The sequence below is a fragment of the Rhodanobacter sp. OR92 genome (assembly GCF_000427545.1).
Lineage (GTDB): Bacteria > Pseudomonadota > Gammaproteobacteria > Xanthomonadales > Rhodanobacteraceae > Rhodanobacter > Rhodanobacter denitrificans.
Genome location: NZ_ATYF01000016.1, coordinates 48,457 through 74,145 on the forward strand (window position 1 = coordinate 48,457; position 25,689 = coordinate 74,145).

Annotated in this window: 28 protein-coding genes, 1 tRNA gene and 1 riboswitch; of the genes, 14 read left to right on the plus strand and 15 right to left on the minus strand. The window is 67.5% G+C overall.

The window, feature by feature from the left end; genetic code table 11:
- Nucleotides 1-95: 95 nt before the first annotated feature.
- Nucleotides 96-587 carry an RNA polymerase sigma factor gene (locus tag RHOOR92_RS0109925; RefSeq protein ID WP_027490161.1) on the plus strand — a complete coding sequence of 164 codons (492 nt, stop codon included), beginning with the start codon at nt 96-98 and terminating at the stop codon, nt 585-587.
- Nucleotides 584-1,330 carry a hypothetical protein gene (locus tag RHOOR92_RS0109930; protein ID WP_027490162.1) on the plus strand — a complete coding sequence of 249 codons (747 nt, stop codon included), beginning with the start codon at nt 584-586 and terminating at the stop codon, nt 1,328-1,330. The genes RHOOR92_RS0109925 and RHOOR92_RS0109930 overlap by 4 nt, the downstream gene beginning before the upstream one ends.
- A 52-nt stretch (nt 1,331-1,382) precedes the next feature.
- Here the strand turns inward: RHOOR92_RS0109930 and RHOOR92_RS0109935 are convergent, their stop codons facing one another.
- The 3 genes from RHOOR92_RS0109935 to RHOOR92_RS0109945 all read right to left on the minus strand — a co-directional run bounded on the left by RHOOR92_RS0109935 (nt 1,383) and on the right by RHOOR92_RS0109945 (nt 3,735).
- Nucleotides 1,383-1,601, minus strand: a complete 219-nt coding sequence (locus RHOOR92_RS0109935) for a hypothetical protein (RefSeq protein WP_027490163.1) — start codon at nt 1,599-1,601, stop codon at nt 1,383-1,385.
- A 65-nt stretch (nt 1,602-1,666) separates the two neighbouring features.
- Entirely contained in the window at nt 1,667-2,437 is a 771-nt protein-coding gene (locus RHOOR92_RS0109940; RefSeq protein WP_027490164.1) for a LytTR family DNA-binding domain-containing protein, read from the minus strand.
- A complete protein-coding gene (locus RHOOR92_RS0109945; RefSeq protein ID WP_027490165.1) occupies nt 2,434-3,735 on the minus strand; it encodes a histidine kinase in 1,302 nt (433 codons plus the stop codon). Before RHOOR92_RS0109945 ends, RHOOR92_RS0109940 begins: the two co-directional genes overlap by 4 nt.
- A 159-nt stretch (nt 3,736-3,894) precedes the next feature.
- On the opposite strand from RHOOR92_RS0109945, the gene RHOOR92_RS19610 reads away from it, so the two are divergent.
- The 4 genes from RHOOR92_RS19610 to RHOOR92_RS0109965 all read left to right on the plus strand — a co-directional run bounded on the left by RHOOR92_RS19610 (nt 3,895) and on the right by RHOOR92_RS0109965 (nt 5,959).
- On the plus strand, nt 3,895-4,059 hold the full coding sequence (locus RHOOR92_RS19610; protein ID WP_155950223.1) for a hypothetical protein: 165 nt from the start codon (nt 3,895-3,897) through the stop codon (nt 4,057-4,059).
- Between the two features lie 139 nt (nt 4,060-4,198).
- Nucleotides 4,199-4,465 carry a hypothetical protein gene (locus tag RHOOR92_RS0109955; protein WP_027490166.1) on the plus strand — a complete coding sequence of 89 codons (267 nt, stop codon included), beginning with the start codon at nt 4,199-4,201 and terminating at the stop codon, nt 4,463-4,465.
- 118 nt (nt 4,466-4,583) lie between these two features.
- Nucleotides 4,584-5,522 (plus strand): sensor domain-containing diguanylate cyclase, encoded by a 939-nt coding sequence (locus RHOOR92_RS0109960; RefSeq protein WP_015447499.1) that lies wholly within the window; start codon nt 4,584-4,586, stop codon nt 5,520-5,522.
- Nucleotides 5,523-5,557: 35 nt separating this feature from the next.
- Nucleotides 5,558-5,959: a hypothetical protein gene (locus tag RHOOR92_RS0109965; RefSeq protein WP_155950224.1), complete on the plus strand. Its 402-nt coding sequence runs from the start codon at nt 5,558-5,560 to the stop codon at nt 5,957-5,959.
- A 73-nt stretch (nt 5,960-6,032) separates the two neighbouring features.
- Here the strand turns inward: RHOOR92_RS0109965 and gcvP are convergent, their stop codons facing one another.
- Entirely contained in the window at nt 6,033-8,903 is a 2,871-nt protein-coding gene (gcvP, locus tag RHOOR92_RS0109970) for an aminomethyl-transferring glycine dehydrogenase (protein WP_027490167.1), read from the minus strand.
- A gap of 38 nt (nt 8,904-8,941) precedes the next feature.
- A riboswitch (glycine riboswitch) is annotated at nt 8,942-9,042 on the minus strand.
- 216 nt (nt 9,043-9,258) lie between these two features.
- Here gcvP and RHOOR92_RS0109975 point away from each other — a divergent pair.
- On the plus strand, nt 9,259-9,675 hold the full coding sequence (locus RHOOR92_RS0109975; protein WP_027490168.1) for a VOC family protein: 417 nt from the start codon (nt 9,259-9,261) through the stop codon (nt 9,673-9,675).
- A gap of 32 nt (nt 9,676-9,707) precedes the next feature.
- Here the strand turns inward: RHOOR92_RS0109975 and RHOOR92_RS0109980 are convergent, their stop codons facing one another.
- Nucleotides 9,708-10,496 (minus strand): nuclear transport factor 2 family protein, encoded by a 789-nt coding sequence (locus RHOOR92_RS0109980; RefSeq protein ID WP_027490169.1) that lies wholly within the window; start codon nt 10,494-10,496, stop codon nt 9,708-9,710.
- A gap of 101 nt (nt 10,497-10,597) precedes the next feature.
- Between RHOOR92_RS0109980 and RHOOR92_RS0109985 the strand changes: the two genes are divergently transcribed.
- The gene (locus RHOOR92_RS0109985) at nt 10,598-11,464 is read left to right on the plus strand and encodes a LysR family transcriptional regulator (RefSeq protein ID WP_007508622.1); all 867 of its coding nucleotides are present in this window, start codon (nt 10,598-10,600) and stop codon (nt 11,462-11,464) included.
- A 128-nt stretch (nt 11,465-11,592) separates the two neighbouring features.
- On the opposite strand, the gene RHOOR92_RS0109990 is transcribed toward RHOOR92_RS0109985, so the two are convergent.
- Nucleotides 11,593-11,679, minus strand: a tRNA-Leu gene (locus RHOOR92_RS0109990).
- Between the two features lie 258 nt (nt 11,680-11,937).
- Between RHOOR92_RS0109990 and rnr the strand changes: the two genes are divergently transcribed.
- The 4 genes from rnr to sugE all read left to right on the plus strand — a co-directional run bounded on the left by rnr (nt 11,938) and on the right by sugE (nt 15,910).
- Nucleotides 11,938-14,505 carry a ribonuclease R gene (gene rnr / locus RHOOR92_RS0109995; protein WP_007508620.1) on the plus strand — a complete coding sequence of 856 codons (2,568 nt, stop codon included), beginning with the start codon at nt 11,938-11,940 and terminating at the stop codon, nt 14,503-14,505.
- Complete coding sequence (gene rlmB, locus RHOOR92_RS0110000; RefSeq protein WP_007508618.1) at nt 14,502-15,248, plus strand: 23S rRNA (guanosine(2251)-2'-O)-methyltransferase RlmB; 747 nt, start codon at nt 14,502-14,504, stop codon at nt 15,246-15,248. Before rnr ends, rlmB begins: the two co-directional genes overlap by 4 nt.
- Nucleotides 15,245-15,514 (plus strand): hypothetical protein, encoded by a 270-nt coding sequence (locus RHOOR92_RS0110005; RefSeq protein WP_007508616.1) that lies wholly within the window; start codon nt 15,245-15,247, stop codon nt 15,512-15,514. Before rlmB ends, RHOOR92_RS0110005 begins: the two co-directional genes overlap by 4 nt.
- A 78-nt stretch (nt 15,515-15,592) precedes the next feature.
- Nucleotides 15,593-15,910 (plus strand): quaternary ammonium compound efflux SMR transporter SugE, encoded by a 318-nt coding sequence (gene sugE, locus RHOOR92_RS0110010; protein ID WP_007508613.1) that lies wholly within the window; start codon nt 15,593-15,595, stop codon nt 15,908-15,910.
- A gap of 43 nt (nt 15,911-15,953) precedes the next feature.
- On the opposite strand, the gene phoU is transcribed toward sugE, so the two are convergent.
- The 6 genes from phoU to rnt all read right to left on the minus strand — a co-directional run bounded on the left by phoU (nt 15,954) and on the right by rnt (nt 21,354).
- Nucleotides 15,954-16,676, minus strand: a complete 723-nt coding sequence (phoU, locus tag RHOOR92_RS0110015; protein WP_007508611.1) for a phosphate signaling complex protein PhoU — start codon at nt 16,674-16,676, stop codon at nt 15,954-15,956.
- A 17-nt stretch (nt 16,677-16,693) separates the two neighbouring features.
- Nucleotides 16,694-17,509, minus strand: coding sequence for a phosphate ABC transporter ATP-binding protein PstB (pstB, locus tag RHOOR92_RS0110020; RefSeq protein WP_007508609.1), 816 nt, complete (start codon nt 17,507-17,509; stop codon nt 16,694-16,696).
- Entirely contained in the window at nt 17,502-18,368 is an 867-nt protein-coding gene (gene pstA, locus RHOOR92_RS0110025) for a phosphate ABC transporter permease PstA (RefSeq protein ID WP_007508606.1), read from the minus strand. The genes pstB and pstA overlap by 8 nt, the downstream gene beginning before the upstream one ends.
- Nucleotides 18,368-19,387 carry a phosphate ABC transporter permease subunit PstC gene (gene pstC, locus RHOOR92_RS0110030; protein ID WP_007508604.1) on the minus strand — a complete coding sequence of 340 codons (1,020 nt, stop codon included), beginning with the start codon at nt 19,385-19,387 and terminating at the stop codon, nt 18,368-18,370. The genes pstA and pstC overlap by 1 nt, the downstream gene beginning before the upstream one ends.
- A gap of 74 nt (nt 19,388-19,461) precedes the next feature.
- Nucleotides 19,462-20,493, minus strand: coding sequence for a phosphate ABC transporter substrate-binding protein PstS (gene pstS, locus RHOOR92_RS0110035; protein WP_007508603.1), 1,032 nt, complete (start codon nt 20,491-20,493; stop codon nt 19,462-19,464).
- Between the two features lie 192 nt (nt 20,494-20,685).
- Nucleotides 20,686-21,354 (minus strand): ribonuclease T, encoded by a 669-nt coding sequence (gene rnt / locus RHOOR92_RS0110040; protein WP_007508602.1) that lies wholly within the window; start codon nt 21,352-21,354, stop codon nt 20,686-20,688.
- A gap of 195 nt (nt 21,355-21,549) precedes the next feature.
- Here rnt and RHOOR92_RS0110045 point away from each other — a divergent pair, with 195 nt between their 5' ends.
- Nucleotides 21,550-22,806, plus strand: coding sequence for a porin (locus RHOOR92_RS0110045; protein WP_007508599.1), 1,257 nt, complete (start codon nt 21,550-21,552; stop codon nt 22,804-22,806).
- Nucleotides 22,807-22,951: 145 nt separating this feature from the next.
- On the opposite strand, the gene hflD is transcribed toward RHOOR92_RS0110045, so the two are convergent.
- From hflD to RHOOR92_RS0110060, 3 genes are read right to left on the minus strand one after another with little or no spacing between them, the layout of a single operon-like run.
- Complete coding sequence (hflD, locus tag RHOOR92_RS0110050) at nt 22,952-23,575, minus strand: high frequency lysogenization protein HflD (protein WP_007508597.1); 624 nt, start codon at nt 23,573-23,575, stop codon at nt 22,952-22,954.
- A 10-nt stretch (nt 23,576-23,585) separates the two neighbouring features.
- Complete coding sequence (mnmA, locus tag RHOOR92_RS0110055; RefSeq protein WP_027483970.1) at nt 23,586-24,734, minus strand: tRNA 2-thiouridine(34) synthase MnmA; 1,149 nt, start codon at nt 24,732-24,734, stop codon at nt 23,586-23,588.
- Complete coding sequence (locus RHOOR92_RS0110060; protein ID WP_037115253.1) at nt 24,731-25,216, minus strand: NUDIX hydrolase; 486 nt, start codon at nt 25,214-25,216, stop codon at nt 24,731-24,733. Before RHOOR92_RS0110060 ends, mnmA begins: the two co-directional genes overlap by 4 nt.
- A 117-nt stretch (nt 25,217-25,333) precedes the next feature.
- On the opposite strand from RHOOR92_RS0110060, the gene clpS reads away from it, so the two are divergent.
- The gene (clpS, locus tag RHOOR92_RS0110065) at nt 25,334-25,660 is read left to right on the plus strand and encodes an ATP-dependent Clp protease adapter ClpS (protein ID WP_027483968.1); all 327 of its coding nucleotides are present in this window, start codon (nt 25,334-25,336) and stop codon (nt 25,658-25,660) included.
- Nucleotides 25,661-25,689 lie beyond the last annotated feature (29 nt).

Genomic DNA, 25,689 nt, shown 5'->3' on the forward strand with positions numbered 1-25,689 from the left:
GCGGATGCTAGCATGGGCCCGCTTTACGCCCTCGAACCGCGCCGATGCGCGCGAGGGAAGGAATCCTCCCCTCCGGACGTAATGGAAGGTGATGCGTGAATTCGAGCGACGCCGTGCGCGAAGGACTGATCCCGCTGTTGCCGCGCCTGCGCCGCCTGGCGCGGGCGCTGGCCGGGCAGGTCGCCGACGCCGACGACCTGGTGCAGATCGTGCTGGAACGTGCGCTGGCCCGGGCCGCGCAGTGGCGGCCGGATGCCGCGCTGGACAAGTGGGTGTTCGCGATCGCGCGCAATGCCTGGCGCGACGAGTTGCGCGCACGTGGCAGGGCGCAGCATCTGTTCGCACCCGAGGAGGCCGGCGAGATGGCCGCCGACCGCGCCAGCGCACAGCCCGCGCAGCAGCTGGAACTGGCGATGGCGCTGACGGCGTTGCCGCCGGACCATCGCGAAGTGGTGGCCCTGGTGCTGGTCGAGGGCATGTCCTACGGCGAGGCCGCGGAGTTGCTGGAGGTGCCGGTGGGCACCGTCACCAGCCGCCTGGCCCGCGCCCGCGCCGCCTTGCAGGCCCATCTTGGGAAAGACGCATGAACCCGATCGACGACGACACCTTGCAGGCTTACGTGGACGGCGAACTCGACGCGGCCGGCGTCGCGCGCGTCAAGGCCGCGCTGGCGCAGGACGATGTGCTGGCCCGCCGCGTCAGGCAGATGCAGGCGCTGAATGCGCAGCTGCATGCCGCGTTCGATCTGGTGCTGGACGAACCGGTGCCCGCGCGCCTGTCCGCCCGGCTGCAGCCGCAGGCCACGCCGACGGCTCCGCTCACGCTGCTGGCGGGCGGCCGTGGCGCGGATGCCACCCGCCGCCGTGCGCCTCGCCGCTGGTTGATGCCGGGTGCCGCGCTGGCGGCGTCGATCACCCTGCTTGCCGTCGGCCTGTGGTGGTGGCACGCCGGCAATGAACTGGTACGCATGCGGAACGGGGAGCCCTATGCTGCCGGCGTCCTCGGCCAGGCGCTCGACCAGGCGCTGGCGAGCGAGCCGGATGCGCATGCCCCGGTCGCGATCGGCCTGAGTTTCCGCGCTGCCGACGGACAGGTCTGCCGCACCTTCACCGTCCGCACGCCGCCGGCACGCGCCGGCTTGGCCTGCCGCACCACGGCAGGCTGGGCGCTGCCCGTGCTGGGTCCGTCGGTTCCGGCCGAAGGCGGCGAGTTGCGCCAGGCGGCGAGCAGCCTGCCGCCCGCGGTGCAGGCCGCGGTCGATGCCCGCTTGCGCGGCAATGTCTTCGACGCGCAGCAGGAGCGCGCGGCACGCGCGGCAGGCTGGCGCTAAGGCGCGGGCATCGCGGCGCACCCGTGCTGCCGTGGCGGCGACGCGTCGCGGCTCAACGCCCTCTGACGGAATCGGCCTCGCGCATGCAGCGGCCGAACGCGACGTTGCGAAGGCCGATGCCGGTGCTGTCCAGCGCATACGCCGGGGAAACGGCGGCACGGACCCTGCAGTTGCGCTCGGCATGCAGGTGCTGCGCGTCGCGGTCGATGGGTTGCGAGGCGCAGGCGGCAAGGCACAGGCCGGCCAGGCCGGCAATCGTCAGCTTCAGCATGATGGGTTTTCCGGGGTGGTCGGTTTGGGGTCGCGCAGCTCGTGCATGACGAGCCGCACGCGGGCTTACATGTTGCGGAACAGCGCCATGAAGGGCTGGCTCACGGTGAGGGTTTCGGGGCGTTGTCTGAGACGCACGGTGCCCTTGCCGCTGTCGTCGCGGACGATGGAGGCAATCGCTTTCAGGTTGACTATGGTGGAGCGGTGGATCTGCTTGAACACGGCCGGGTCGAGCTGCTCCAGCAGTTCGCGGATCGGCTTGCGCAGCAATGCTTCGCCGTCGGCGGTCATCGCCACGGTGTACTTGTGGTCGGCGCGGAAGTAGGCGACGTCGTCCACCATGATGAGCCGCGTCTCGCGGCCGGTACCTGCGGTGATCCAGGTTAGCGGCGGCGCGGCACCGGTCTGCGCGCCGCCTTGCGCCAGCTCGCGCAGCAGCAGGGCGAGGTCGCCGCGCGCGGTCTGGCCCGCGTTGGCGCGGCGCTTCAGCCGTTCGACGGTGGCGGCCAGGCGCTCGACGGCGATGGGCTTGAGCAGGTAGTCGATCGCGCCGCGCTCGAAGGCGTCGATGGCGTACTGATCGTAGGCGGTGGTGAATACCACCTGCGTGGCGGGGCTGGCTTCGGCCGCCGCCGCGGCCACTTCCAGGCCGCTCAGACCGGGCATGCGGATATCGAGGAAGGCCACGTCCGGTTGCTGCGCGGCGATCGCGTCGAGCGCGTCGGCGCCGTTCTCGCAGTCGGCGACCACGTCCAGCTCCGGCCACACCTCGCTGAGCAGGCGGCGCAGTGCATCGCGCAGCAGCGGCTCGTCCTCGGCGATCACGGCCCGGCTCATGGGCGCGGTTCCGCGGCGATCAGTGCCATCTGTTGCGCTGGCACGGTGAGCGTGGCGGCCACACCTTCCGGCACGTTGGCCACCACGGCCAGCGAGGCGCGCGGGCCGTACACGAGCTGCAGGCGTTCGCGCACGTTCTTCAGGCCGATGCCGGTGCCACCGCCGGCCGCGCCGAAGCCCTGGCCGTCGTCGGCCACCGTGACCGCCACGCTGTCGCCGTCGCGGCGGGCGAGGATCCACACCGTGCCGCCGCCGGGCTTGGGTTCCAGTCCGTGCTTGATCGCGTTCTCCACCAGGGTCTGCAGCATCATCGGCGGTAGCGTGACGGCGCGCAGCGTATCGGGCACTTCGATCTTCAGTTCCAGTCGTGCGCCCATGCGGATCTTCAGGATCTCGAGGTAGGTGCGGGCGCGCTCCAGCTCTTCGCCGAGCGTGGACAGCGTTTCCTCCGCACTGGGCAGCGAGTGGCGCAGGTACTGGATGAGGTGACCGAGCATGCGGTCGGCCTGCGCCGGCTCGCTGCGCGTGAGGTACTGCGCGCTGGCCAGCGTGTTGTAGAGGAAGTGCGGCTCCACCTGCGCGTGCAGCAGGTTGAGCCTGGCCTGCGCCAGTTCCTTGTCGGTGGCGGCCTGGGTGGCGGCATGCTGTTCGCGGCGGCGACGTTCGGCCACGCGGCGGGCGAGGGCGCGGGAGATCGCCTCGGCGTTGACCAGGTTGGTGCCGTCGTCCACGCGGAACCAGTCGGTCCATGCGCCGCTTTCCGGTTCGCATACCAGGGTGACGCTGCCGGTGCCGTCGCTGGACGTTACCGTGGCGAAGATCTGGTTGCGCCGGCTGCCCAGCCAGCTGAAGGGGTTGAGCCAGCCGAGCACGGCGCGGCCGTAGGGACTGGGACGGCGCACCTTGGCGCGCACCTGCAGGCTGTCGCGGGCGCTCTCGATTTCCTCGGTGTGGGGCAGTTCGCGGATCGCCGCGTCCAGCATGTCGAACGCCTCGCCGGCCTCGAACGGCAGCTCGATCTGGCGGCGCTGGCGGTTGCCCAGCGTGTCCAGGTTCACCTGCCCGGCGATCAGGCGCACGCGCCGCAGGTGGGAGAACGCACCGGTGACCACCAGTGCCAGCACCACGGCGACGATGATTTCCGGCAGCGGTTGCATGCTGCGGAACGGGCCGCTGTTGGCCATCAGGGTGAAAACGAAGGTCAGCGCCAGCAGCCAGGCGACGACCAGGCGCGCCACGAAGAAGAAGCCCTTGATCACGTCGATGTCCCCGATGGTGGAGCGTTGGGAAGCGAGCATAGCCGCCAGTCCTGCGCCTTTTGCGGGCCGTGCGACAAAGGCGGAAGCGAAAGGCATGGAACGGCGGAAACGCCGCATGAAGCGCAGGCAGCGCGTCGGTTCGGCATGACTTGCGGCCATGCCGGTCATGTCGCTGGCGATGCCTGCGGGCGGCGCCGCATGGACGCCGCGCGCCGCCGTGTCTCATGTCGCCGGTTCGTGCCGGGCGCCGCGCTGGCCGCGGTGGCCGTGCGGTGGTGGCGGCCCGGTGGCGACATGGCGCGCATGCAGGGCGGCCAGCCGTCGCGCGTCATTCCCGCCGTCGTGGCGGACAACGGGTCATGAGCGGGACGTTGACCCGTACTTCGCAGCCGCGCCGCTACCGTCGGGACGAACGGCCGGGTACGTCGGGCTGCGCCCTGCGCTGGCCGGCGTCGCCGAAAACCATCGAATGGCCGCCCCGTCTCGCCAGGAGGAACCATCCATGTCCGATGAAAATGCCAAGAAGCCGGCCGACCACGTCGTCGACACGGTGGCGCAGCTCAAGGAGATGCGACATTACTCGAAGAACAACGTGGAAGCGCTGACCGCGGCGTGGCTGCTGTTCGACGGCGAATTGTCCAAACTCAAGCAGGCGGACAAGCTCGCCGACCTGATGGACCGCCAGGGGCAGTTGCACGAGGCGCTGGAAAAGACGATCGCCGATCTAGAGGAAGTGCTGGCGAAGATGCAGCCCGAGCCGGAAGAGTAGGTCGCCGCACGGTATCCGGTGGCGCCGCCCGCGCCGCCCGTCTGACACGCCGATGGCCTGATATATATTTGGCGCGGGCCAGGCGTTGCGCAGGCCGCAAGTTTCCGGGGGCGGCGAGATGGTGGCTATCGAAAACAGGCTGGAGTCCGACAGCGCCGTCTACAAGACGCTGCTGGAATCGACCCGGGCGATCCCGTGGAAGATCGACTGGGACAGCAAGCAGTTCGCCTACATCGGGCCGCAGATCGAGGCGCTGCTGGGCTGGGCGCCGTCGAGCTGGGAGAGCGTGGGCGACTGGGCCAGCCGCATGCATCCGGAGGACCGCGACTGGGTGGTGGACTTCTGCGTGGCGCAGTCGCAGGCGGGGGTGGACCACGAGGCCGACTACCGCGCACTGACCCGCGACGGCCACTACGTGTGGATCCGCGACGTGGTGCACGTGGTGCGCCGGCCCGACGGCACGGTCGATTCGCTGATCGGCTTCATGTTCGACATCAGCGAGCGCAAGCGCACCGAGCAGCAACTGGTCAGCCTGCAGAAGGAGATGGAGGAGCTTTCCTTCCGCGACGGCCTGACCGGTGTGGCCAACCGGCGGCGTTTCGACGCCGTCATCGAGCTCGAGTGGAGCAACGCGCGGCGCAACCGGCAGCCGCTGTCGCTGCTGATGATCGACATCGACTATTTCAAGCAGTACAACGACCGCTACGGCCACCTGGAGGGCGACGCCTGCCTGAAGCACGTGGCGCGGGTGCTGGGGTCGGCGGCCACGCGCGCGCGCGACCTGCCGGCCCGCTTCGGCGGCGAGGAGTTCGTGCTGGTGCTGCCGGAAACCGACCAGGCCGCCGCGCGCAAGCTGGCCGAGCGCTGCCGCGAGCTGATCCTGGCCGAGCAGATCCCGCACGAGTGGTCCCCGATCGGCCCCATACTGACGATCAGCGTCGGCGTGGGCAGCGCGATCCCGGGCCACGACGACGAGTTGCGGGCATTCATCGACATGGTGGACAAGCGGCTGTACCAGGCCAAGCAGCAGGGCCGCAACCGCATCGTGGCAGGATAACCCCGGGCGTTCCGACATCTCGCGAAGGCGTGCCCATGGAGATCGACATGCGCAGGATCATCTTTTTCGCGGCGCTCGCCGTTTCGGTGCTGCCGGTTTTTGCAGCGGCCCAGTCCTACGCCGGTGCCAAGGCGTTGGCCGATCGTGACGAGGCATCCGTGTCGAAGGCCCAGTCGGGTGTGCTTCTCGCATCGCAGGGGGCGGCCATCGACCGGATCGTCCCGCTGTGTGAACGGGCCATGGGGCCGGCGGGCATGCCCCCGTTCGTGGTCGTGGTGGAGTTGGACGCGGCCGGCAAGATCGTCGCGACATGGCGCGAGGGCAACTCTGATTTCGCCGTCTGTTTCGAAAAGCAGCTGGGCACGCTCTCGCTGTTCGTCCCGCCGCGGGCGCCGTTCTACACCTCGTTCGAGATGAGCATGTCGGCGGGCGACTGACGCCTGCGCGCCGCGGAAAACGAAAAGGCCCCGCAGGCGGGGCCTTTTCGTGCCGCGCCGAAGCGCGGATTGGCTATGCCTCGGCTTCTTCCTTGTACGCATCCACCGGGATGCACGCGCACTGGATGTGCTTGTCGCCGTAGACGTTGTCGACGCGGGCCACCGGCGGCCAGTACTTCTGCAGCTTCAGGCTGGCCAGCGGGAAGGCGGCCAGTTCGCGCGGGTAGGCGTGGGTCCACTCGCTGGCGCTGACCATGGTGGCGGTATGCGGGGCGTTCTTCAGTGGGTTGTCCTCGCGGTCCAGCTTGCCTTCCTCGATCGCACGGATCTCGTCGTGGATCTGGATCATCGCGTCGATGAAGCGGTCCAGCTCGACTTGCGACTCGCTTTCGGTCGGTTCCACCATCAAGGTGCCGGACACCGGGAAGCTCAGCGTGGGTGCGTGGAAGCCGAAGTCGATCAGCCGTTTGGCTACGTCCTCGGCGCCGATGCCGGTGGCGTCCTTGAGCGGGCGCAGGTCGAGGATGCACTCGTGCGCCACCAGCCCGTTGCGGCCGGTGTACAGCGTGGGGTAGTGCGCCGCCAGCCGCTTGGCGATGTAGTTGGCGTTGAGCAGGGCGACCTGGGTGGCCTTGCGCAGGCCCTGCTGGCCCATCATGGCGATGTACATCCAGCTGATCGGCAGGATGCTGGCGCTGCCGAAGCTGGCCGCGCTGACCATGCCCGCGGCGCGGCCCTCGCCGAACTTCTTCGGCAGGAACGGGGCAAGGTGCGACTTCACCGCGCACGGACCCACGCCGGGGCCACCGCCGCCGTGCGGGATGCAGAAGGTCTTGTGCAGGTTCAGGTGCGACACGTCCGAGCCCCACTTGCCGGGCTTGGCCACGCCGACCAGTGCGTTCATGTTGGCGCCGTCGGTGTACACCTGGCCGCCGTGCGCGTGCACGATCTCGCAGATCGCCACGATGTCCTCCTCGAACACGCCGTGCGTGGACGGGTAGGTGATCATCAGCGCGGCGAGGCGGTCGGAATACTTCTCCGCGGCGCGGCGGATGTCCTCCACGTCGACGTTGCCGTTGCTGTCGCACTTGGTCACCACCACGCTCATGCCGCACAGGTGGGCGGAGGCCGGGTTGGTGCCGTGGGCGGATTCGGGGATCAGGCAGATGTCGCGATGCGCGTCGCCGCGCGAGCGGTGGTAGGCGCGGATCGCCAGCAGGCCGGCGTACTCGCCCTGCGCGCCGGAGTTCGGCTGCAGGCTCACCGCGTCATAGCCGGTGCACTCGACCAGCATCGCTTCCAGGCCGTCGATCAGTTCCTTGTAGCCCTGCGCCTGCGTGGCCGGCGCCAGCGGATGGATGTTGGCGAATTCCGGCCAGGTGACCGGGATCATCTCGGCGGTGGCATTGAGTTTCATGGTGCACGAGCCCAGCGGGATCATCGTGCGATCCATCGCCAGGTCCTTGTCGGCCAGCGCGCGCATGTAGCGCAGCAGTTCGTGCTCGCTGTGGTGCGTGTTGAACACCGGATGGGTGAGGAAGGCGCTCTGGCGCAGCAGGGCCGCGGGCAGGGCATCGGCGGTGGCGGCGTCGAGCGCGTCGACATCACTGACCTTGGCACCGAACAGCGCGGCCAGCGCGACCACGTCGGCACGGGTGGTGCTCTCGTCCAGGCTGATGCCGACGCTGTCGGCGCCCAGTTCGCGCAGGTTGATGCCGGCCGCGTGGGCCTTGGCATGGACCGTGGCGGCATCGATACCGGTGACGTGCAGCGTGTCGAAGAAATCGCCGCCCACCTTCACGCCGGCCCGACGCAGTGCGACGGTCAGGATCGCGGCCAGGCGATGCGTGCGGCGCGCGATGCGGGTGAGCCCGCTGGGGCCGTGGTAGACCGCGTACATGCTCGCCATCACCGCCAGCAGCACCTGCGCGGTGCAGATGTTGGAGGTGGCCTTCTCGCGGCGGATGTGCTGCTCGCGCGTCTGCAGGGTGAGGCGGTAGGCAGCCTTGCCTTCGGTGTCGATCGACACGCCGATCAGGCGGCCCGGCATCGAGCGTTTGTACGCGTCGCGGCAGGCCATGAAGGCGGCGTGCGGGCCGCCGAAGCCGAACGGCACGCCGAAGCGCTGCGAGTTGCCGACCACGATGTCCGCGCCCCATTCGCCGGGGGCGGCGATCAGGGTCAGCGCGAGCAGGTCGGTGGCCACCGCGACCAGGCCGCCGCGTGCGTGCACGGCATCGGCGATCGCCTGGTAATCGTTGATGCTGCCGAAGGTGTCCGGGTACTGCAGCAGCACGCCGAACGCCTCGGTGCCGGCCGCATCACTGTCCGCGCCGACCACCAGTTCGATGCCCAGCGGCTCGGCGCGCGTGCGCACCACTTCCAGCGTCTGCGGGTGCACGCCGCTGGACACGAAGAACACGTTCGACTTCGACTTGCACGAGCGCTTGGCCAGGGTCATCGCCTCGGCCGCGGCGGTGGCTTCGTCCAGCAGCGAGGCGTTGGCGATCTCCATCCCGGTGAGGTCGGCGCACATGGTCTGGAAGTTGATCAGCGCCTCCATGCGGCCCTGCGAGATCTCCGCCTGGTACGGCGTGTAGGCGGTGTACCAGGCCGGGTTTTCCAGGATGTTGCGCAGGATGACGTTCGGCGTGTGGGTGCCGTAGTAGCCTTGGCCGATGAAGCTGCGGAACACTTTGTTCTTGTCCGCAATCGCGCGGATTTTTGCCAGCGCGTCCTCTTCGGTGATCGCCTCCGGCAACGCCAGCGGGGCGGCGGACTTGATCGTGCCGGGGACGATCGCGTCGGTCATCGACTCCAGCGAATCGTGGCCGATCACGCGCAGCATCTGCGCGATCTCGGCGTCGTCCGGACCGATGTGGCGCTCGATGAACGCGCCGTGGTGTTCGAGGTCGCGCAGGGAAGGAGTGGGGTTGTGGCTCATGACTGGGCATCCGAAGACAACGTGCCGTGCCGCACGTGGGGCGCCCCTCTGTCCTTTTGCCTGAGAGTTTGGAAGCGCGATGGCTGCGCTTCGTGCCCCTTCGGCGCCGGATTCAACCGGTCTCTCCAGAGTGTTCGCACATGATGGTATGGGAGCCTGAGCGATTACGGGCGTTGCGTCTTCGGCAGCGGCACGTGCCCGGTCAAGGGCCGCCCGCTTCTCCCACCATGCGTTTACCGCGGCGATTATACAGGGGGATCCGGGGCGTGTTGCAGCCCGCGGGGCAGGGTTCAGGGAGCCTCGGTCGCCGGCCCGCGCTATGCTCGGGTACCTACCCCCAACCTGCCCGCGCCCCATGATCCGTATCGGTGAAATCGACCACGTGGTGCTGCGTGCCATCGACGTCGCAGCCATGCAACGCTTCTACTGCGATGTGCTCGGCTGTCATGAAGAACGCCGGCAGGACGAGATCGGCCTGGTGCAGCTGCGTGCCGGTACCTCGCTGATCGACCTGGTGGCCATCGACGGCAAGCTCGGCCGCCACGGCGGCGCCGCGCCGGGCAGGGAAGGCCACAACATGGATCACCTGTGCCTGCGCGTGGAGGACTACGACGAGGCAGCGATTCTGGCGCACCTGAAGGCACATGGCGTGCGCATCGGCGAGCTGGGCTCGCGCTACGGCGCGAAAGGCGAGGGCCCGTCGATCTACCTGTACGACCCGCAGGGCAACATGGTTGAGTTGAAGGGGCCGGCAGCGTCGGCTGCGCAGTGACGCCGGGCGCCTGATTCCCGCCACCTCCCGCCTCAGCCATCGGCCCAGACCGCACTAATGATCTGCCAGCGTCCATCGATCTTCAGCAAATTGATGAAATCGACGTAGCGCGCCTCGCCCAGCGTGGCATCAAGTTTCGCCATCGCCGCGGTGCCAGCCTGGTCCACCGACACGATGCGCCAGTTCGGCCCCCTGGGGTGGGTTGGGCGTCGTGCCTCGTAGCGGCCAATGGCTTCGGCGATGGAGTCGGCGCTCATCTGCCCGTCGACCAGGGTGTAATAGACCGCACGCGGATGATGGGTGATGGTCAACAGTCCGCCGTCGCTGTCGACGCTAGCGTCGATCTTGCGTTGCAGTACGGTGCGGATCTCGGCGAGGTCGTCCGCTGAAATGGCCGGCGGATGGTCGCCCTTCATGGCGATCGAAAAAGTCTTGTTGACGACGCGCCAACGACCTTCCGCGTGCAAGAGCAGCAGGTAGTCGGTGAAGACACGGTCGGGGAGGTCGCTGCGCAGCTTGACCATGGCCACATCGTGATCCACCTGCAGGTCTTCGATGGCGCTCGAGAAGGCGTGCTGCGCTCCCTGCTGCTCGATGGCGTGGCGCCATTCCGGCTGGGTCAGTGATTGCAGCCGTCCGTTGGCGTCCACCCAGAACAGGTTCGCCGAGCCGTGGAAGACCTGCTTCAGCGATTCCGGCCGGGCGCTTTCCAGCGCCTGCACATACGTGGTAGCCATCGCCCGGATATGGGAGTGATCGGTGACTGTGGCATCGAGGGGCTGGATCAAGGTCATAGCCAGGAGGCCGAGCAGCTTGAACATGGGCGTTCTCCAGTGGGTGGCAAAAGCATGCGATCCCCACGGCATCGGGTCCAATTCAATATTTGTTACATTGATTTCGAAAAATTCGATTGGAGGCAGCGATGGACGACCGCTATCTGCGGGTATTCCACGCCATTTGCCAGGCGCAGACCATGTCGGCCGCCGCGATGGCGTTGCATCTCAGTCAATCCACGCTGAGTTATCAGCTGGGACAGTTGGAGCAGTCGCTCGGGGTTGCCCTGTTTGAGCGCCAGGGCCGACGCCTGGTGCTGACGCTGGCCGGGCGGCGCATGCGCGATTTCTGCGACAGGCATTTCTCCGAGTACCGTCAGCTGCGGGCCGAACTCCAGCAGGCGCAGCCGGACGCACCGCGGTTGCGTATCGCGGCGGTCAGCGTGTTCGGGCGCAACATCCTGGTGCCACATCTGCTGGCGCTCGCCGCTGGGGGCGTGCAAGTCGAGCTCAGTTTTCCTGTGGCCATCGACGTCTTTCATCGCCTGCTGGGAGGCGCGGTGAACCTGGGCTTCGTCCATTTCAAGCCGGTCATGGCCGGGCTTGCCTATCGGGTAGTCCATCGCGAGGAATACGTGATGATCCGCGCGCGGGGCCATGTCCGCTCGCGCACGCCGGCACCGTGGGACGAAAGTGCGTTCGTGACCTATGAGGAATGCGACTACCTCATCGCCCGCTGGTATCAGCGTTGCCTCGATCAGCCGCCGCCGCCTTATCGCAGCGTGGCGCACATGGAAGAGATAGAGGAGGTAGTACGCTGGGTCGCAGCCGGCCATGGGGTGGCGATCGTGCCCAGCTCCTGTCTCGGCCCTACGCACGTCAAGGATATCGAGACTCGGCAGACCGTCAGAAAATGTCCCAACGACGTGTATGCGGTATGGAGCGCCTCAGGCAAGCCCGATCCGCACGTGACCAGGTTGATACGCCGCGTCCGCGAGGCGACCCGCGCGGACTAAACGTGCTTGCGTGCGCAAGTAGCGCGCCGATCATCGACTGGCGTCGAGAAGATCGACGCGTTGTTTTCATCTTTTCCTGAACCCTGAAAAGACGAAAGCCGCCTGGAGAGGCGGCCTTCGTTTACAATTGGTGCCCAGGAGAGGACTCGAACCTCCACGGAGTTGCCCCCGCTAGCACCTGAAGCTAGTGCGTCTACCAATTCCGCCACCTGGGCAGGTGTCACGTCGCTCGGTGAGCTGCGTGAGCCGCGTAATTTAGGCATCTGCCGGCGGCTTGTCAACACTTTTTCACATCCATTCACTGCGACGTGGCATTCTCCGCGGCGCAAACATCACAAGGACCTTGAGTGACCAGAAAAACTCCCCCCCATTCCGGCAATTCCCAGGACTCGCGTTCCGCAAAGAAGCCCGCCAAGCGGGCGCCGCGAGCCGCCGCTGCACCCGACAAGCGCAACAAGGCTGCCGCAGGCGCCGTGCGCGATCCCCATGCCGATCGCGAGGCGCAGCGTTATGCGCGCCCGATTCCCAGCCGCGAGGCGATCCTCGCCCTGCTTGAAGAACGCGGCGAACTGCTGACCGAGGCGCGCATCGCCGAGGCGCTCGATATCCACGATGAAACCGACCTCGAGGCGCTGCGCAAGCGGCTTGCCGCGATGGTGCGCGACGGCCAGCTGCTGCTGGGCCGGCGCGGCGGCTACGCGCCGACGCAGAAACTCGACCTGATCGCCGGCGTGGTGCTGGCCAATGCCGAGGGCTACGGCTTCCTGCGCCCGGACGAGGGCGGCGACGACCTGTACCTGTCGCCGCAGCAGATGCGCGCGGTGATGCACGGCGACCGCGTGCTGGCCAGCGTGGTCGGCATCGATCGCCGCGGACGCCGGCAGGGCGCGATCGCCGAAGTGCTGCAGCGCCGGTCGCCGCGGCTGGTGGGCCGGGTGGTGATCGACGACGGCGTGACCCTGGTGACGCCCGACGACCGCCGCCTGAACCAGGACGTGATGATCAAGCCCGGCCGCGAGCTGGGCGCGCGTTCCGGCCAGATCGTGGTGGCCGAAATCACCGACCCGCCGACCCTGCAGCGCGGTCCGATCGGCGAGATCCGCGCGGTGCTGGGCGAACGCCTGCAGCCGTCGCTGGTGGTGGAGATGGCGATCGCCAGCCACGACCTGCCGCACGACTGGCCGGCCGAGGTGCTGCGCGACGCGGCACAGGTGGAATCGACGGTGACCGCCGCCGAGCGCGAGGGCCGCACCGACCTGCGCAAGCTGCCGCTGGTGACGATCGACGGCGCCGACGCGCGCGACTTCGACGACGCGGTGTATGCCGAGCCGCGGCGTGGCGGCGGCTGGCGTCTGATCGTGGCGATCGCCGACGTCTCGCATTACGTGCAGGTCGGCAACGCGCTGGATCGCGAGGCGTTCGAGCGCAGCACCTCGACCTATTTCCCCGGCTTCGTGGTGCCCATGCTGCCGGAGACGCTGTCCAACGGCATCTGCTCGCTGAACCCGAAGGTCGAGCGGCTGTGCATGGTCTGCGACATGCAGGTCGACGCCGAAGGCAGCGTCGTCAAGTCGAGGTTCTACGACGCGGTGATGCTGTCGCATGCGCGGCTGACCTACGACAAGGTGTGGCAGGCGGTGGGCCTGCGCGAGCAGGATGCGCGCCACGAGGTGGCCGACGTGCTGCCGCAGCTGGAGCACCTGCACGCGCTGTACAAGGCGATGGCCGGCCAGCGCAGGCGCCGCGGCGCGATCGACTTCGAGACGCCGGAGGTGAAGTTCCGCCTCGACCAGACCGGCGGTGTCGAGTCGATGGGCGCCACCGAGCGCAACGACGCGCACAAGCTGATCGAGGAATGCATGATCGCCGCCAACGTGCAGGCGGCGCTGTTCCTGGAGAAGAAGAAAATTCCCGCGCTGTTCCGCGCGCACGAGCCGCCGCCGGCGGAGAAGTACGAGGACCTGCAGCAGTTCCTGCGCGAGTTCAAGCTGCGCATGCCGCCGGTGGACGAGGTGACGCCGGGGGATTTCTCCGAGATCCTGCGCATGGTGCACGACCGCCCCGAGCGCGAACTGATCCAGAGCGTGTTGCTGCGTTCGCAGAGCATGGCCGCCTACCAGCCCGACAACCGCGGCCACTTCGGCCTGTCGCTGCAGGCATACGCGCATTTCACTTCGCCGATCCGCCGCTATCCGGACTTGCTGGTGCATCGTGCGATCCGCCACGCACTGACCGGCCGCAAGCCCGCCGACTACGCTTACACGCCCGCCGAGATGGCGGCGATGGCGGTCCACTGCTCGCAGCGCGAGCGCCGTGCCGAGGAAGCCGAGCGCGACGTGGACGAGCGCTTCAAGTGCGCGTGGATGGAAAAGCACATCGGCAGCGAGTTCGACGGTGTGGTCACCGGCGTCACCTCGTTCGGCCTGTTCGTGGAGCTGGACGAGTCGAAGGTGTCCGGTCTGGTGCACATCAGCCAGCTGATGAACGACTACTACCACTTCGACGCCACCCGTAAACTGCTCAAGGGCGAGCGCACCGGCGCGCAGTTCCGCCTCGGCGACCACGTGCGCATCCAGGTGCTGCGCGCCAGCCTGGAGGATCGCAAGATCGACTTCCGGCTGGTCTCGCCGCGCACGTCGGCCCCGGCCCCGACGGGTAGCGGCAAGGCGTATGACTATGCTGCCGCGGGCGAACGGTATTCGCTGCCGAAGAAGGCTGCCGCCACGACCAAGGCGCCGGGCATGTTTGGCCGCGCCGCCAAGGCGATCGGCCGCGCATTCGGCCGCAAGGAGGTCGAGGTCGCCGCACCGGCGCCGGCCCCGCGCAAGGCGGCGGTGAGCGATAATCCGCCACCGCGCGCACAGCCGGCGGCAGCGCGCCAGCATGCCGGAGGCCAGCATCAGGGTCGCAGGGTCGAGTCGTCGTCCGACCGCCGCCCGCGCAAGGAGGGCTCGGCCAGGCGCGGACCGGCCCCGGCGGCTACGTCGCCGGCGCCGAAGAAACACGGCGGCCGCAAACCGAAACCGAAAGGCAAGCCATGAGCGAGAGCTGGATCGTCGGGATCAACCCGGTCGAAGGTGCGTTGAGCAACGACGCCGAACGCGTGCGCGAAGTGCTGGTTGAGCACGGCCAGCGCAACGCCCGCGTGCTGGATCTGGCGGAGCGCGCGAAGAAACTGAAGATTCCGGTGCAGCATCGCCCGCGCGACGAGCTGGACAAGCTGGCCGGCGAGGCGCGCCACCAGGGCGTGGTGGCGCGTTTCGAGGCGGCGCCGGCGGCGCATGAGAGCGACCTGGCTGCTCTGCTGGAGCGCGACGGCAGCGACACCCTGGTGCTGGTGCTCGACGGCCTCACCGATCCGCACAACCTCGGCGCCTGCCTGCGCAGCGCGGCGGCGGCGAAAGTCACCGCAGTGATCGTGCCGAAGGACCGTGCGGTCGGGCTGACTCCGGTGGTGCGCCGCGCCTCGGCCGGCGGTGCCGACCGGGTGCCGCTGATCGCGGTGACCAACCTGGCGCGCACGCTGCGCGAGCTGAAGGATGCCGGCGTGTGGATCACCGGCCTGGCCGGCGACACTGACACCACCGTCTACGGCGTCGACTTCAACGGACCGGTGGCGCTGGTGCTGGGCAGCGAAGGCGAGGGCATCCGCCGGCTCACCCGCGAGCTCTGCGATTTCGTGGCGAAGATCCCGATGCCGGGCACGATGGAAAGCCTCAACGTCTCGGTCGCCACCGGCGTGGTGCTGTTCGAGGCCTTGCGCCAGCGGAGCGCGAAGCGATGAGCTTCTTCTGGTACGACTGGGCCGGTTACCTCGGCGTGGCGCTGGTGCTGCTGGCGTTCTTCCTGCTGCAGGAGCGCAAGCTGCAAGGCAGCGGGCCGGTCTATCAGCTGATGAACGTGCTGGGTGCGGTCGGCGTGATGCTGTCGCTGGGCTTCGGCAATTTCAACTTGGCGGCGTTCATCATGCAGGTGGCCTGGCTGCTGATCGGCAGCTACGGCATCGTGCGCGGCATCCAGCGTCGCCGCGAGACGCGCGAGCGGTCGTAACTGCTCGCCGGCGCGGGGACGACCCCGCGCGCTTTTCCATCGCGGGGACGGCCCTGCAGTACACCGGGGAGCGTCATCATGGCGTGGATCTATCTGCTGCTGGCCGGCTTGTTCGAAGTGGTCTGGGCCATCGGCCTCAAGTACACCGAAGGTTTTACCCGGCTGTGGCCCAGCGCCGGCACGCTGGCGGCGATGGCGGTCAGCATCGTGTTGCTGGCGCTGGCGGTGAAAACGCTGCCGATCGGCACCGCGTATGCGATCTGGACCGGCATCGGTGCGGTCGGTGCGGTGGCGCTGGGCATCGTGCTGTTCGGCGATCCGGCCACCTGGCCACGGCTGCTGTGCGTGGCGCTGATCCTGACAGGCATCGTCGGCCTCAAGCTCACCGCCGCCTAGGCGCCGGCCCCCAGCCGACAGGTTTCCGTGTCGGCCGGGCGGGTCATTCGCCGAGCTTGGTGGTTTCCGGACTGGAGGTGAGGTCGCGCTTGCTGCGCTGCTTGTCCAGCGGCTCGCCGGTGACCTGGAACCACACGTTCTCGGCGATGTTGGTGGCGTGGTCGCCGATGCGCTCGATGTTCTTGGCCATGAACAAGAGGTGGGTGCACGGTGTGATGTTGCGCGGGTCTTCCATCATGTAGGTGAGCAGCTGGCGGAAGTAGCCGGTATAGGCTTCGTCCAGTACCACGTCGTCCTTCCACACCTGGTAGGCGCGCTCGGCGTCGCGGTCGCGGTAGGCCGCCAGCACCTCGCGCACTTCGCCGGCGGCGAGCGTGGCCAGCTGGTGCAGGCCGCCGACCGGCGCCACCGGCGCCACCATCGACAGCGGGATCGAGCGTTTCGCCACGTTGGCGGCATAGTCGCCGATGCGCTCGATGTCCGAGGCGATGCGCAGCGCGGCATACACGTTGCGCAGGTCGCTGGCCATCGGCGCGCGCAGCGCCAGCAGGCGCACCACGTCGTGGCCGATTTCCTGCTCCAGCTGGTCGATCGCGTCGTCGTTGCCGACCACGCGCTGGGCGGCGCGCTCGTCGCGGCGTTCGAGCACGTCGATGGCCGCTTCCAGCTGCGTCACCGACAGCTCGCCCATGCGCACGATCTCGCCGGTGAGCCGGGCCAGCTCGCTGTCGTAACTCTTGATGATGTGGTCGGTGCCGGTGTTCATGGTGGGGTCCTGTGTGATCAGCCGAAGCGCCCGGTGATGTAATCCTCGGTCTGCTTCTTGCCCGGCTTGGTGAAGATCCTTTCGGTCTGGTCGAACTCGATCAGCTCGCCCAGGTACATGAAGGCGGTGAGGTCGGAGACGCGCGCCGCCTGCTGCATGTTGTGGGTAACGATGACGATGGTGAACTGGCTTTTCAGCTCTTCCACCAATTGCTCGATGCGACTGGTGGCGATCGGGTCGAGCGCCGAGGTCGGTTCGTCCAGCAGCAGCACTTCCGGCCGCAGCGCGATCGCGCGGGCGATGCACAGGCGCTGCTGCTGGCCGCCAGACAGGCCGAGCGCGTTCTGCCTGAGCTTGTCCTTCACCTCGTCCCACAGCGCGGCGCTGCGCAGGGCCTGCTCCACGCGGCCTTCCATGTCCGCCTTCGACAGCTTCTCGTGGTGGCGGATGCCGTAGGCGACGTTCTCGAAGATCGTCATCGGGAACGGTACCGGCTTCTGGAACACCATGCCGACCTTGCTGCGCAGGCGGTTCAGCGAATAGCCGGGATCCAGAATGTTGTCGCCGTCCAGTTCGATCGAGCCTTTCGCCTCCAGCTTCGGGTAGATCGCGTAGATGCGGTTGAAGATGCGCAAGAGGGTCGACTTGCCGCAGCCGGACGGACCGATGATCGCGGTGACCTGCTTTTCCGGGATGTCCATGCTGATGCCTTTCAGCGCCTGGAAGCCGTCGTAGTAGAAATGCAGGTCGCGCACGACGAGCTTGGGCGCGACGGCTACCGCCGCTGCTGCCGCCCCCGGCGTCGGGTTCGTGGCGAGCGCGGAATCAGTCATGGGACACCTTGTTGCGGGAAAGGATCAGGCGCGAGGCCAGGCTGAGCAGCAGTACGAACATGGTGACCACGAATGCGCCGGCCCAGGCCAGGGCATGCATCGCGTCGCCCGGGTCGTTGGCGTACTGGTAGATGATTTGCGGCAGGCTGGACATCTTGTCCATCGGGTTGAACGCCATGTAGTTGTTGCCGAACGCGGTGAACAGCAGCGGCGCGGTCTCGCCGCTGATCCGCGCCAGCGCGAGCAGCACGCCGGTGATGATGCCAGAGCGCGCGGCGCGGATCAGGATCTGCAGGGTCAGCTTCCACTGCGGCACGCCCAGCGACAGCGCCGCCTCGCGCAGCGTGGACGGCACCAGCCGCAGCATTTCGTCGGTGGTGCGCACGATCACCGGCAGCGCGATCAGCGCCAGCGCCACGCCGCCGGCGAAACCGGAGAACGTGGTCGAACCGTGGGTGAGGGCGGTACTCGGCAGCACGATGATGGTGTAGACGAAAAGGCCCATCACGATCGACGGCGCCGACAGCAGGATGTCGTTGAGGAAGCGGATCGATTCGCCCAGCCGCGTGCGGTCGGCGTATTCGGCCAGCCAGGTGCCGGCCAGCACGCCGATCGGGGTGGCGATGCCGATGCCGATGAAGTTGATGATCAGGCTGCCGACCATCGAGTTCAGCAGGCCGCCGTCCTCGCCGTAGGCGGTGACCTTGGTGAACAGCTTCAGGTCCAGCGCACCGATGCCCTGGCGCAGGGTCTCCCACAGGATCCAGGCCAGAAAGGCCAGGCCGACCAGGGTGGCCAGCATGCTCAGCGTCATCGCCAGTGCGTTGGTGAGGCGCCGGCGCAGGTACAGCGCGCTCATCAGCGGCCCTCCTTGCTGGCCAGCCGGCGCAGCATCAGCCGCGCGATCAGCAGCACGATGAAGGTGACCACGAACAGCAGGAAGGCCAGTGCCATCAGCGCGGATTTCTGCAGGCCGACCGCCTCGCTGAACTGGTTCGCGATGGTCGAGGCGATCGAGGCGCCGGGATCGAGCAGCGAGGCCGACAGGTGCATCGCGTTGCCCAGCACGAAGGTCACCGCCATGGTTTCGCCCAGCGCGCGGCCGAGGCCGAGGAAGATGCCGCCGATCACCGCCGAGCGGGTATACGGCAGCACGATGTCCCACGACACCTCCCAGGTGCTGGAGCCCAGCGCATAGGCCGACTCCTTCAGCCGGGTCGGCACGGTCTGGAACACCTCGCGCATCACCGAGGAGATGAACGGGATGATCATGATCGCCAGCACGATGCCGGCGACCAGGATGCTGGCGCCGAACGGGTAGTCGCTGCCGAACAGCTTGCCGACGAACGGCACGTGTTCGGCCACCCACGACAGCTTGCCGTCGTCGGGCTTGTTGCCGAGGTTGCTGGTCAGCCACGGCTTGATGTGATCGGCGAAGAGCGGGGCGAAGATGAACAAGCCCCACATGCCGTAGATGATCGAGGGGATGCCGGCCAGCAGTTCGATCGCCGAGGCGACCGGCGTGCGCAACCAGGCCGGCGCGACTTCGGAAAGATAGACGGCGATGCCGAAGCTGATCGGCACCGCAATCAGCAGGGCGATGAACGAGGTGATCACCGTGCCGTAGACCGGCACCATGGCGCCGTAGACGTCGTTGCCGGGGTCCCACTCCGCGCTGACCAGGAAGTGCCAGCCGAACGTGCCGAAGGCGTCGCGGCCGCCCCACAGCGTGGCCCCGGCGGCGCCCAGCAGGGAGGCCAGCACGATCAGCGCGCAACCCTTCAGCAGCCAGCGGAACAGACGCTCGTGGCGCGCGTCGCGGCGGCTGCGCTGTTCCAGGATGTCGCTGGCCGGGAGGGCCGTGTCGGTCGCTGGCATGAGGATCCCGTGGTGCGGGTGGAAACTCGAAATCCCCCGCCGACAGGATCGGCGGGGGATTTCCTTTTACTGCATCAATGCTTGAACTCGGACGCCCAGTACGCTTCGATCTGGCTGACCAGCGAGGCCGGCAGCGGCACGTAATCCAGTTCGATGGCGGCTTGCTGGCCGTGCTCCAGCGCGGTCTTGAAGAAGTCGAAGGCGACCTTGCTGTTGCCGGCGTTCTTCGGCGACTTGTACATGATCACCCAGGTGGTGGCGGTGATCGGCCACGCCTGCTCGCCCGGCGCGTTGGTCATGATCAGGTTGAAGTCCTTGGCGCTGGCCCAGTCGGCCGTGGCGGCGGCGGCGGCGAAGGCATCGGCGGTCGGCTTCATGAAGTTGCCGCTGGCATTCTTCAGGTCGATCCAGGCGAGCTTGTTCTTCACCGCGTAGGCGTATTCGACGTAGCCGATCGAGCCCTTGATCTGGCGCACGTACTGCGAGACGCCCTCGTTGCCCTTGCCGCCCACGCCGGTCGGCCATTCCACGGCGGTGCCGAACTTCACCTTGCTGGCCCATTCCGGGTTGACCTTGGACAGGTAGTTGGTGAAGTTGAACGAGGTGCCCGAACCGTCCGAGCGATGCACGACGGTGATCTTGCCGGCCGGCAGGCTGAGGCCGGCGTTCAGCGCGGCGATCTTCGGGTCGTTCCAGTTGGTGATCTTGCCCAGGAAGATGTCGGCGAGGGTGGCGCCGTCCAGCTTGATCTGGTCCGCCCGCACGCCGGTGATGTTGACCACCGGCACGATGCCGCCGACCACGACCGGGAACTGACCCAGGCCGAACTTCTGCAGGTCCTCGGCCTTCATCGGCGCGTCGGAGGCGCCGAAGTCGATGGTGCCCTCCTTGATCTGCGCGATGCCGGCACCGGAGCCGACCGACTGGTAGTTCAGGTGGTTGCCGGTTTTCTCGGCGTACGCCGCCGACCACTTGGACATGACCGGGTAGACGAAACTGGAGCCGGCGCCGGTGATGTCGGTGGCGTGCGCGGCTGCACCGAAGGTCGAGGCCACGGCAAGCGTGGCGACGGCGGCGAAGCGAAGCGGGGATTTGTTGATGGTCAACACGGTAGCTCCTTGGAGGGAAGTCGGATGCGACCTCGCCATTTCAGGCTTTTCGTGTTGCCATTGGATGAAATGAATGTTGCAGGCGTATGACAAACTGTCACATGGCTGCGTCGTGCCGGGCGGGCCGGGCTGCCGCCCGGTCGCGTCCGGATGCGGAAGCCGGCGGGCGCTGCCGCCTCGAGGCAGCGCTCAGGCCGCGTCGACGAGCCCGCTGTGGGCCTGCTCGAACAGCTCCAGCTGACGCCAGCGGTTGATCACGCTGCAGAACAGTTCGGCGGTGCGCTCGGCGTCGTACACCGCCGAATGTGCCTCGCGGCTGTCGAAGGCGTGGCCGGCGGCCAGCACCGCCTTGCTCAGCACGGTCTGGCCGTAGGCGAGCCCGCCGAGGCTGACCGTATCGAAGCAGCTGAACGGGTGGAACGGGTTGCGCTTGTGGCCGCAGCGACGCACCGCCTGGTTCAGGAAGCCCAGGTCGAACGCGGCGTTGTGGCCGACCAGGATCGCCCGCTGGCAGCCGGTCCGGCGCACCGCTTCGCGCACCACGTGAAAGATGTGGTCCAGCGCCTGGCGCTCGGCCAGCGCGCCGCGCAGCGGGTTGTCCGGGTCGATGCCGGTGATCTCCAGCGAACGCGGGTCAAGGTTGGCGCCGGGGAACGGCTCCACGTGCGTGGAGACGGTGGGCTGCAGCTGCAGGTAGCCGCCTTCGTCCATGGCCAGCGGCACCGCGGCGATCTCCAGCAGGGCGTCGTGCTCGGCATCGAAGCCGCCGGTTTCCACGTCGACCACCACCGGCAGGAAGCCGCGAAACCGCTCGGCCATACGCGGTGCGGTGCTGTTGCTGCTGCTGAGAATATCCATCGGCGAAGCATATCAGCCGCGCCATGCGGCGCGGGATGCGACACTTTCCGGCGGCGCCGTGGCGTTGTCTTCAATGTGTCATCAAATCTGCACCCAACCGTAAAAATCCCCCGGCAGAATTGTTAACCAATCGCTAGCCAGCCATCGGATCGACGGGGCGATCGAGATGCTTTCCACCCACTTGCGGAGAATCACATGCGTTCCAAATTGATTGTGGTGGCGATTGCCGCCGGCCTTGGCCTGACCAGCGTTGCCGCTGCCGCGGCACCGGCGCAGAGCAGGACGGCCCCGGCCAGCAGCAGCGAAGTCGAGCAGCTGAAGGCGCAACTGGCCGCGCTGCAGGCCAAGGTGGACGAACTGGAACAGCGCACCGACGCCCAGTCCGAGATTAACGTCAGCACCGGCCAGGCGGTGGAGAAGGCCACCAATGTGACGGCGACCGGCGACAAGAAGCTGGCCGCGCTGGAGAAGGCGATCAACAACACCACGCTGTCGGGCAAGATGTTCTTCGACTTCACCAGCATCGACGACAAGAACAGCGACAAGGGCAAGAGCGACAAGTCCGGCTTCGGTCTGGATGTGAAGCGCTTCTACCTCGGCGTCGACCACAAGTTCAACGATATCTGGTCGGCCAACCTGACCACCGATTTCAACTATGTCAGCAACGACGGTCAGACCAATCTGTTCGTCAAGAAAGCCTATGTACAGGGCAAGTTCGACCAGGCCGCGGTGTTCCGCATCGGTTCGGCCGACATGCCGTGGATCCCGTTTGCCGAGAAGTACTACGGCTTCCGCTACGTCGAGAACACCCTGACCGACCGCCTGAAGTACGGCAACTCGGCCGACTGGGGCCTGCACCTGGGCGGCGACATCGGCGCCAGCAAGTCGCTCAACTACGCGGTCTCGGTCGTCAACGGCAACGGCTACAAGAACCCGGGCCGCAGCAAGGGCGTGGATTTCGAGGGCCGCGTTGGCTTCGTGCCGTTCGACAACATGATCGTGGCGGTGGGTGGCTACAGCGGCCATCGCGGCCAGGAGACCGAGAACATCAACGCACCGAATACCGCCCAGCGTGGCGATTTCATGCTGGCCTATGCCAGCGATGCGTTCCGCCTCGGCGCCGAGTACTTCACGGCGAAGAACTGGAACAACGTACTCACCACGACGACAGACAAAGCCGATGGCTACTCGCTCTGGGGCAGCGTGGCCGTGGCCGATGGCGTGAACCTGTTTGCCCGCTACGACAACGCCAAGCTCAGCAAGACGCTGGACAGCGCCAACAAGGATGTCTACTACAACGCTGGCGTCGAATTCCAGGTGACCAAGGGCTTCAAGCTGGCCGGTGTGTGGAAGCACGAGAAAGCCGACAAGTCGGTTGCCACTCCGGTGCCGCCGCACGTGCAGAACACCAAGACCAACGAGATCGGCGTGTTCGGCGAAGTGTCATTCTGATGCCATGCCGGTGACATGTGCGGGCGGCATGCTGCCTGCACGGGTTGAGTGACGGACGGTCTATCGCAAGGGAGTTCCACCCAGGGAAGGAAAACGGCGGGCATCAGCCCGCCGTTTGCTTTTTCGTGGAGCGGAAAGGCTGTCGTCAGCGGTTGTCCAGCGTGGCCCCGGTCAGCAGGCCGCGGGCCAGCATGCTGCATTGGCGCCGGTACAGCAGCAGCTGCCACTGGCGCCCGCCGAGTTGCCGCCACAGCACTGCCGAGCGCACCGCGGCGAGCAGGTTGGTGCGCACCTTTTCCACCACAGCGGTTTGCTGCAACTGCTGCGGGTTGCCGCTGACCATCACGCGCGGCTTCAGGATCGACAGGGTGGACGCATAGACTTCGGCCAGCCGGCTGCTGACCTGGCTGGAGCCCTGCCCGAAATGCTCGACCTGCCGCTGTGCGGCGACGATCCCTTGCTGCAGTTTCTCCAGCAGATCCGCGCGCGCCGACAGGCTGCGCTCCAGCCGCATCACGGTCACCGTCATGCGCGTCACTGACATGTCCGGAGTGCTTTCGTCCAGCTGTCCGATCAGGGTGCGCAGGCCCAGTCGCACGTTCGAGATGTTGCCGTACACGCCGACCACCGAAGGTGCGTCGATGCGGAATACGCTGGCCACGCTGGCTTCCATCGCGGCCTCGTCGCAGCGCCCCTCGTTGGCCAGCTGCTGGGCGAGCGCGCAGGCCTGGAACAGGCCGGCGAGGGCGAGCACGCGTTCTTCGGTCATGGAAAAAGTTTCAAACACGAGCTTGCGGTTCTCCTGCGGGGGACATGGGGAAGGGGGTGGATGCGGGCAGCAGGCCGCCGTAAGGCGCGTCGGTGGCGGCGATCACCGCGCCGCCGAGGCAGACCTCGCCATCGTAGAGGACCACCGACTGCCCGGGAGTGACAGCGCGCTGGGGTTCGTCGAAGCGTACCTCAAGTCCGTCGTCGGTCACGACGACCGCGCAGGCCTGGTCGGCCTGGCGATAGCGGGTGCGCGCGGTGCAGCGGAAGCGGGTGGCGGGCGCGGCGCCGGCGATCCAGCTGGGCGGCTCCGAGCGCAGCCGGCGCGAGTACAGCCAGTGGTTCTCGCCGCCCTGGGCGACGTACAGCACGTTGGCCGTCACGTCCTTGCCGACCACGTACCAGGCTTCGCCGCTGGCCCCGTGGCGGCCGCCGATGCCCAGTCCGTTGCGCTGGCCCAGGGTGTAGTACATCGCGCCCTGGTGTTCGCCGATCAGCTCGCCGTCGGGGGTGCGCATCTCGCCCGGGCAAGCCGGGATGTACTGCGCCAGGAAGCCGCGGAAATCGCGCTCGCCGATGAAGCAGATGCCGGTGGAGTCCTTCTTCGCGTGGGTCGGCAGCGTCGCCGCACGGGCGATCTCGCGCACGCGCGACTTCTCGATCCCGCCCAGCGGGAACAGCGTGGCGGCCAGTTGCTGCTGGCCCAGCGCGTGCAGGAAGTAGCTCTGGTCCTTGGCCGCGTCCACCGCGCGCAGCAGCCGGTAGTGGCCGTCCTTGCAGTCGATGCGGGCGTAGTGGCCGGTGGCGATCTTCTCGGCGCCGAGCGTGCGGGCCTCGTCGAGGAAGGTCTTGAATTTGATCTCGCGGTTGCACAGCACGTCGGGGTTCGGCGTGCGCCCGGCGCGGTATTCGGCGAGGAAATGCGCGAACACGCCGTCCCAGTATTCGGCGGCGAAGTTGCGCGCGTGGAACGGGATGCCGAGCCGGCCGCATACGGCCACGGCATCCTTGCGGTCGGCGTCGGCGGTGCAGGGGCCAGCGCGGTCGTCCTCCTCCCAGTTCTGCATGAACAGGCCTTCGACCTCGTAGCCGGCCTGCTGCAGCAGCAGCGCGGCGACCGAGGAGTCGACGCCGCCGGAGATGCCCAGCATCACCTTCATGGCGCGCCGCCTTCCGGCAGATGACCCAGGGCATCCAGCGGCAGCCGCCGGCCAGCCAGCCACAGGTCGATGCTGTGCAGGATCATCGGGCTGCGCAGGCGCTCGCCCAGCGCGGCGATTTCGGCGCGGGTCAGCCATGTGGCGCGGCGAATATCGGCGTCCAGCGGACGCTGCGGGTCGTGGCTCACTGCGCGGGCGGCGAAGCTGAAGCGGATCACGGCGTCGCCGTGCTCGGTGCTGCGCCACTGGTGCACGCCGATCAGGTGCTGCAGCTCGACCGTCCAGCCGGTTTCCTCCAGCGTCTCGCGCAGGGCTGCATCGGCAAAAGTTTCGCCGTCTTCCAGGTGGCCGGCCGGCTGGTTCCAGGCCAGCTGGCCATGAACCGCTTCCTCGACCATCAGGTAGCGCTCGCCGTCGGCCACCACGCAGGCGACGGTGACGTGCGGGCGCCAGATCTCGGCGGGGGTGCTGGAATCAGCCATGGTGGGCGGGGACTGGAAAAGCGGCCATTGTGCCATCACCTCCGTTGTCGCACCGCCGCAGGGGCGGCATCGGCACCGCGGCGTATACTTCGAACCAGAGATCACACCCAAGCAACCATGGCCCACGAACCCGAACATGAGCACGACAGCGGCCGCGGTCTGGCGCTGGAAACCGCGAAGCCCGAGGTGGCGCGCCCCCCGCTGTTCCAGGTGCTGCTGCTGAACGACGACTTCACCCCGATGGACTTCGTGGTCGAGGTGCTGCGTACCTTCTTCAACCTGGATCAGGAGCAGGCGGTGCAGGTGATGCTGCACGTCCACACGCGCGGACGCGGCGTGTGTGGTGTATTTACCCGCGAAGTGGCCGAAACCAAGGTAACCCACGTCAACGAATATTCACGTTCCCATCAGCACCCGTTGCTGTGCACTATGGAAAAGCTTTGAGCGACCCCATTTTGTGCTCGTTGCGGCGC

Bases quoted from the DNA above. Each gene is read 5' to 3' on its own strand.
- RHOOR92_RS0109965 (WP_155950224.1), top strand. From the start codon at position 5,558: ATGGAGATCGACATGCGCAGGATCATCTTTTTCGCGGCGCTCGCCGTT.
- RHOOR92_RS0109945 (WP_027490165.1), bottom strand. From the start codon at position 3,735: ATGCTCGCTTCCCAACGCTCCACCATCGGGGACATCGACGTGATCAAG.
- RHOOR92_RS0109955 (WP_027490166.1), top strand. From the start codon at position 4,199: ATGTCCGATGAAAATGCCAAGAAGCCGGCCGACCACGTCGTCGACACG.
- rnt (WP_007508602.1), bottom strand. From the start codon at position 21,354: ATGGATATTCTCAGCAGCAGCAACAGCACCGCACCGCGTATGGCCGAG.
- clpS (WP_027483968.1), top strand. From the start codon at position 25,334: ATGGCCCACGAACCCGAACATGAGCACGACAGCGGCCGCGGTCTGGCG.
- gcvP (WP_027490167.1), bottom strand. From the start codon at position 8,903: ATGAGCCACAACCCCACTCCTTCCCTGCGCGACCTCGAACACCACGGC.
- phoU (WP_007508611.1), bottom strand. From the start codon at position 16,676: ATGAACACCGGCACCGACCACATCATCAAGAGTTACGACAGCGAGCTG.
- pstA (WP_007508606.1), bottom strand. From the start codon at position 18,368: ATGAGCGCGCTGTACCTGCGCCGGCGCCTCACCAACGCACTGGCGATG.
- RHOOR92_RS0110045 (WP_007508599.1), top strand. From the start codon at position 21,550: ATGCGTTCCAAATTGATTGTGGTGGCGATTGCCGCCGGCCTTGGCCTG.
- rlmB (WP_007508618.1), top strand. From the start codon at position 14,502: ATGAGCGAGAGCTGGATCGTCGGGATCAACCCGGTCGAAGGTGCGTTG.
- RHOOR92_RS19610 (WP_155950223.1), top strand. From the start codon at position 3,895: ATGGACGCCGCGCGCCGCCGTGTCTCATGTCGCCGGTTCGTGCCGGGC.
- RHOOR92_RS0109980 (WP_027490169.1), bottom strand. From the start codon at position 10,496: ATGTTCAAGCTGCTCGGCCTCCTGGCTATGACCTTGATCCAGCCCCTC.
- pstC (WP_007508604.1), bottom strand. From the start codon at position 19,387: ATGCCAGCGACCGACACGGCCCTCCCGGCCAGCGACATCCTGGAACAG.
- RHOOR92_RS0109985 (WP_007508622.1), top strand. From the start codon at position 10,598: ATGGACGACCGCTATCTGCGGGTATTCCACGCCATTTGCCAGGCGCAG.
- RHOOR92_RS0109960 (WP_015447499.1), top strand. From the start codon at position 4,584: ATGGTGGCTATCGAAAACAGGCTGGAGTCCGACAGCGCCGTCTACAAG.
- RHOOR92_RS0109975 (WP_027490168.1), top strand. From the start codon at position 9,259: ATGATCCGTATCGGTGAAATCGACCACGTGGTGCTGCGTGCCATCGAC.
- RHOOR92_RS0109940 (WP_027490164.1), bottom strand. From the start codon at position 2,437: ATGAGCCGGGCCGTGATCGCCGAGGACGAGCCGCTGCTGCGCGATGCA.
- mnmA (WP_027483970.1), bottom strand. From the start codon at position 24,734: ATGAAGGTGATGCTGGGCATCTCCGGCGGCGTCGACTCCTCGGTCGCC.
- hflD (WP_007508597.1), bottom strand. From the start codon at position 23,575: ATGACCGAAGAACGCGTGCTCGCCCTCGCCGGCCTGTTCCAGGCCTGC.
- pstB (WP_007508609.1), bottom strand. From the start codon at position 17,509: ATGACTGATTCCGCGCTCGCCACGAACCCGACGCCGGGGGCGGCAGCA.
- sugE (WP_007508613.1), top strand. From the start codon at position 15,593: ATGGCGTGGATCTATCTGCTGCTGGCCGGCTTGTTCGAAGTGGTCTGG.
- RHOOR92_RS0110005 (WP_007508616.1), top strand. From the start codon at position 15,245: ATGAGCTTCTTCTGGTACGACTGGGCCGGTTACCTCGGCGTGGCGCTG.
- RHOOR92_RS0110060 (WP_037115253.1), bottom strand. From the start codon at position 25,216: ATGGCTGATTCCAGCACCCCCGCCGAGATCTGGCGCCCGCACGTCACC.
- RHOOR92_RS0109935 (WP_027490163.1), bottom strand. From the start codon at position 1,601: ATGCTGAAGCTGACGATTGCCGGCCTGGCCGGCCTGTGCCTTGCCGCC.
- RHOOR92_RS0109930 (WP_027490162.1), top strand. From the start codon at position 584: ATGAACCCGATCGACGACGACACCTTGCAGGCTTACGTGGACGGCGAA.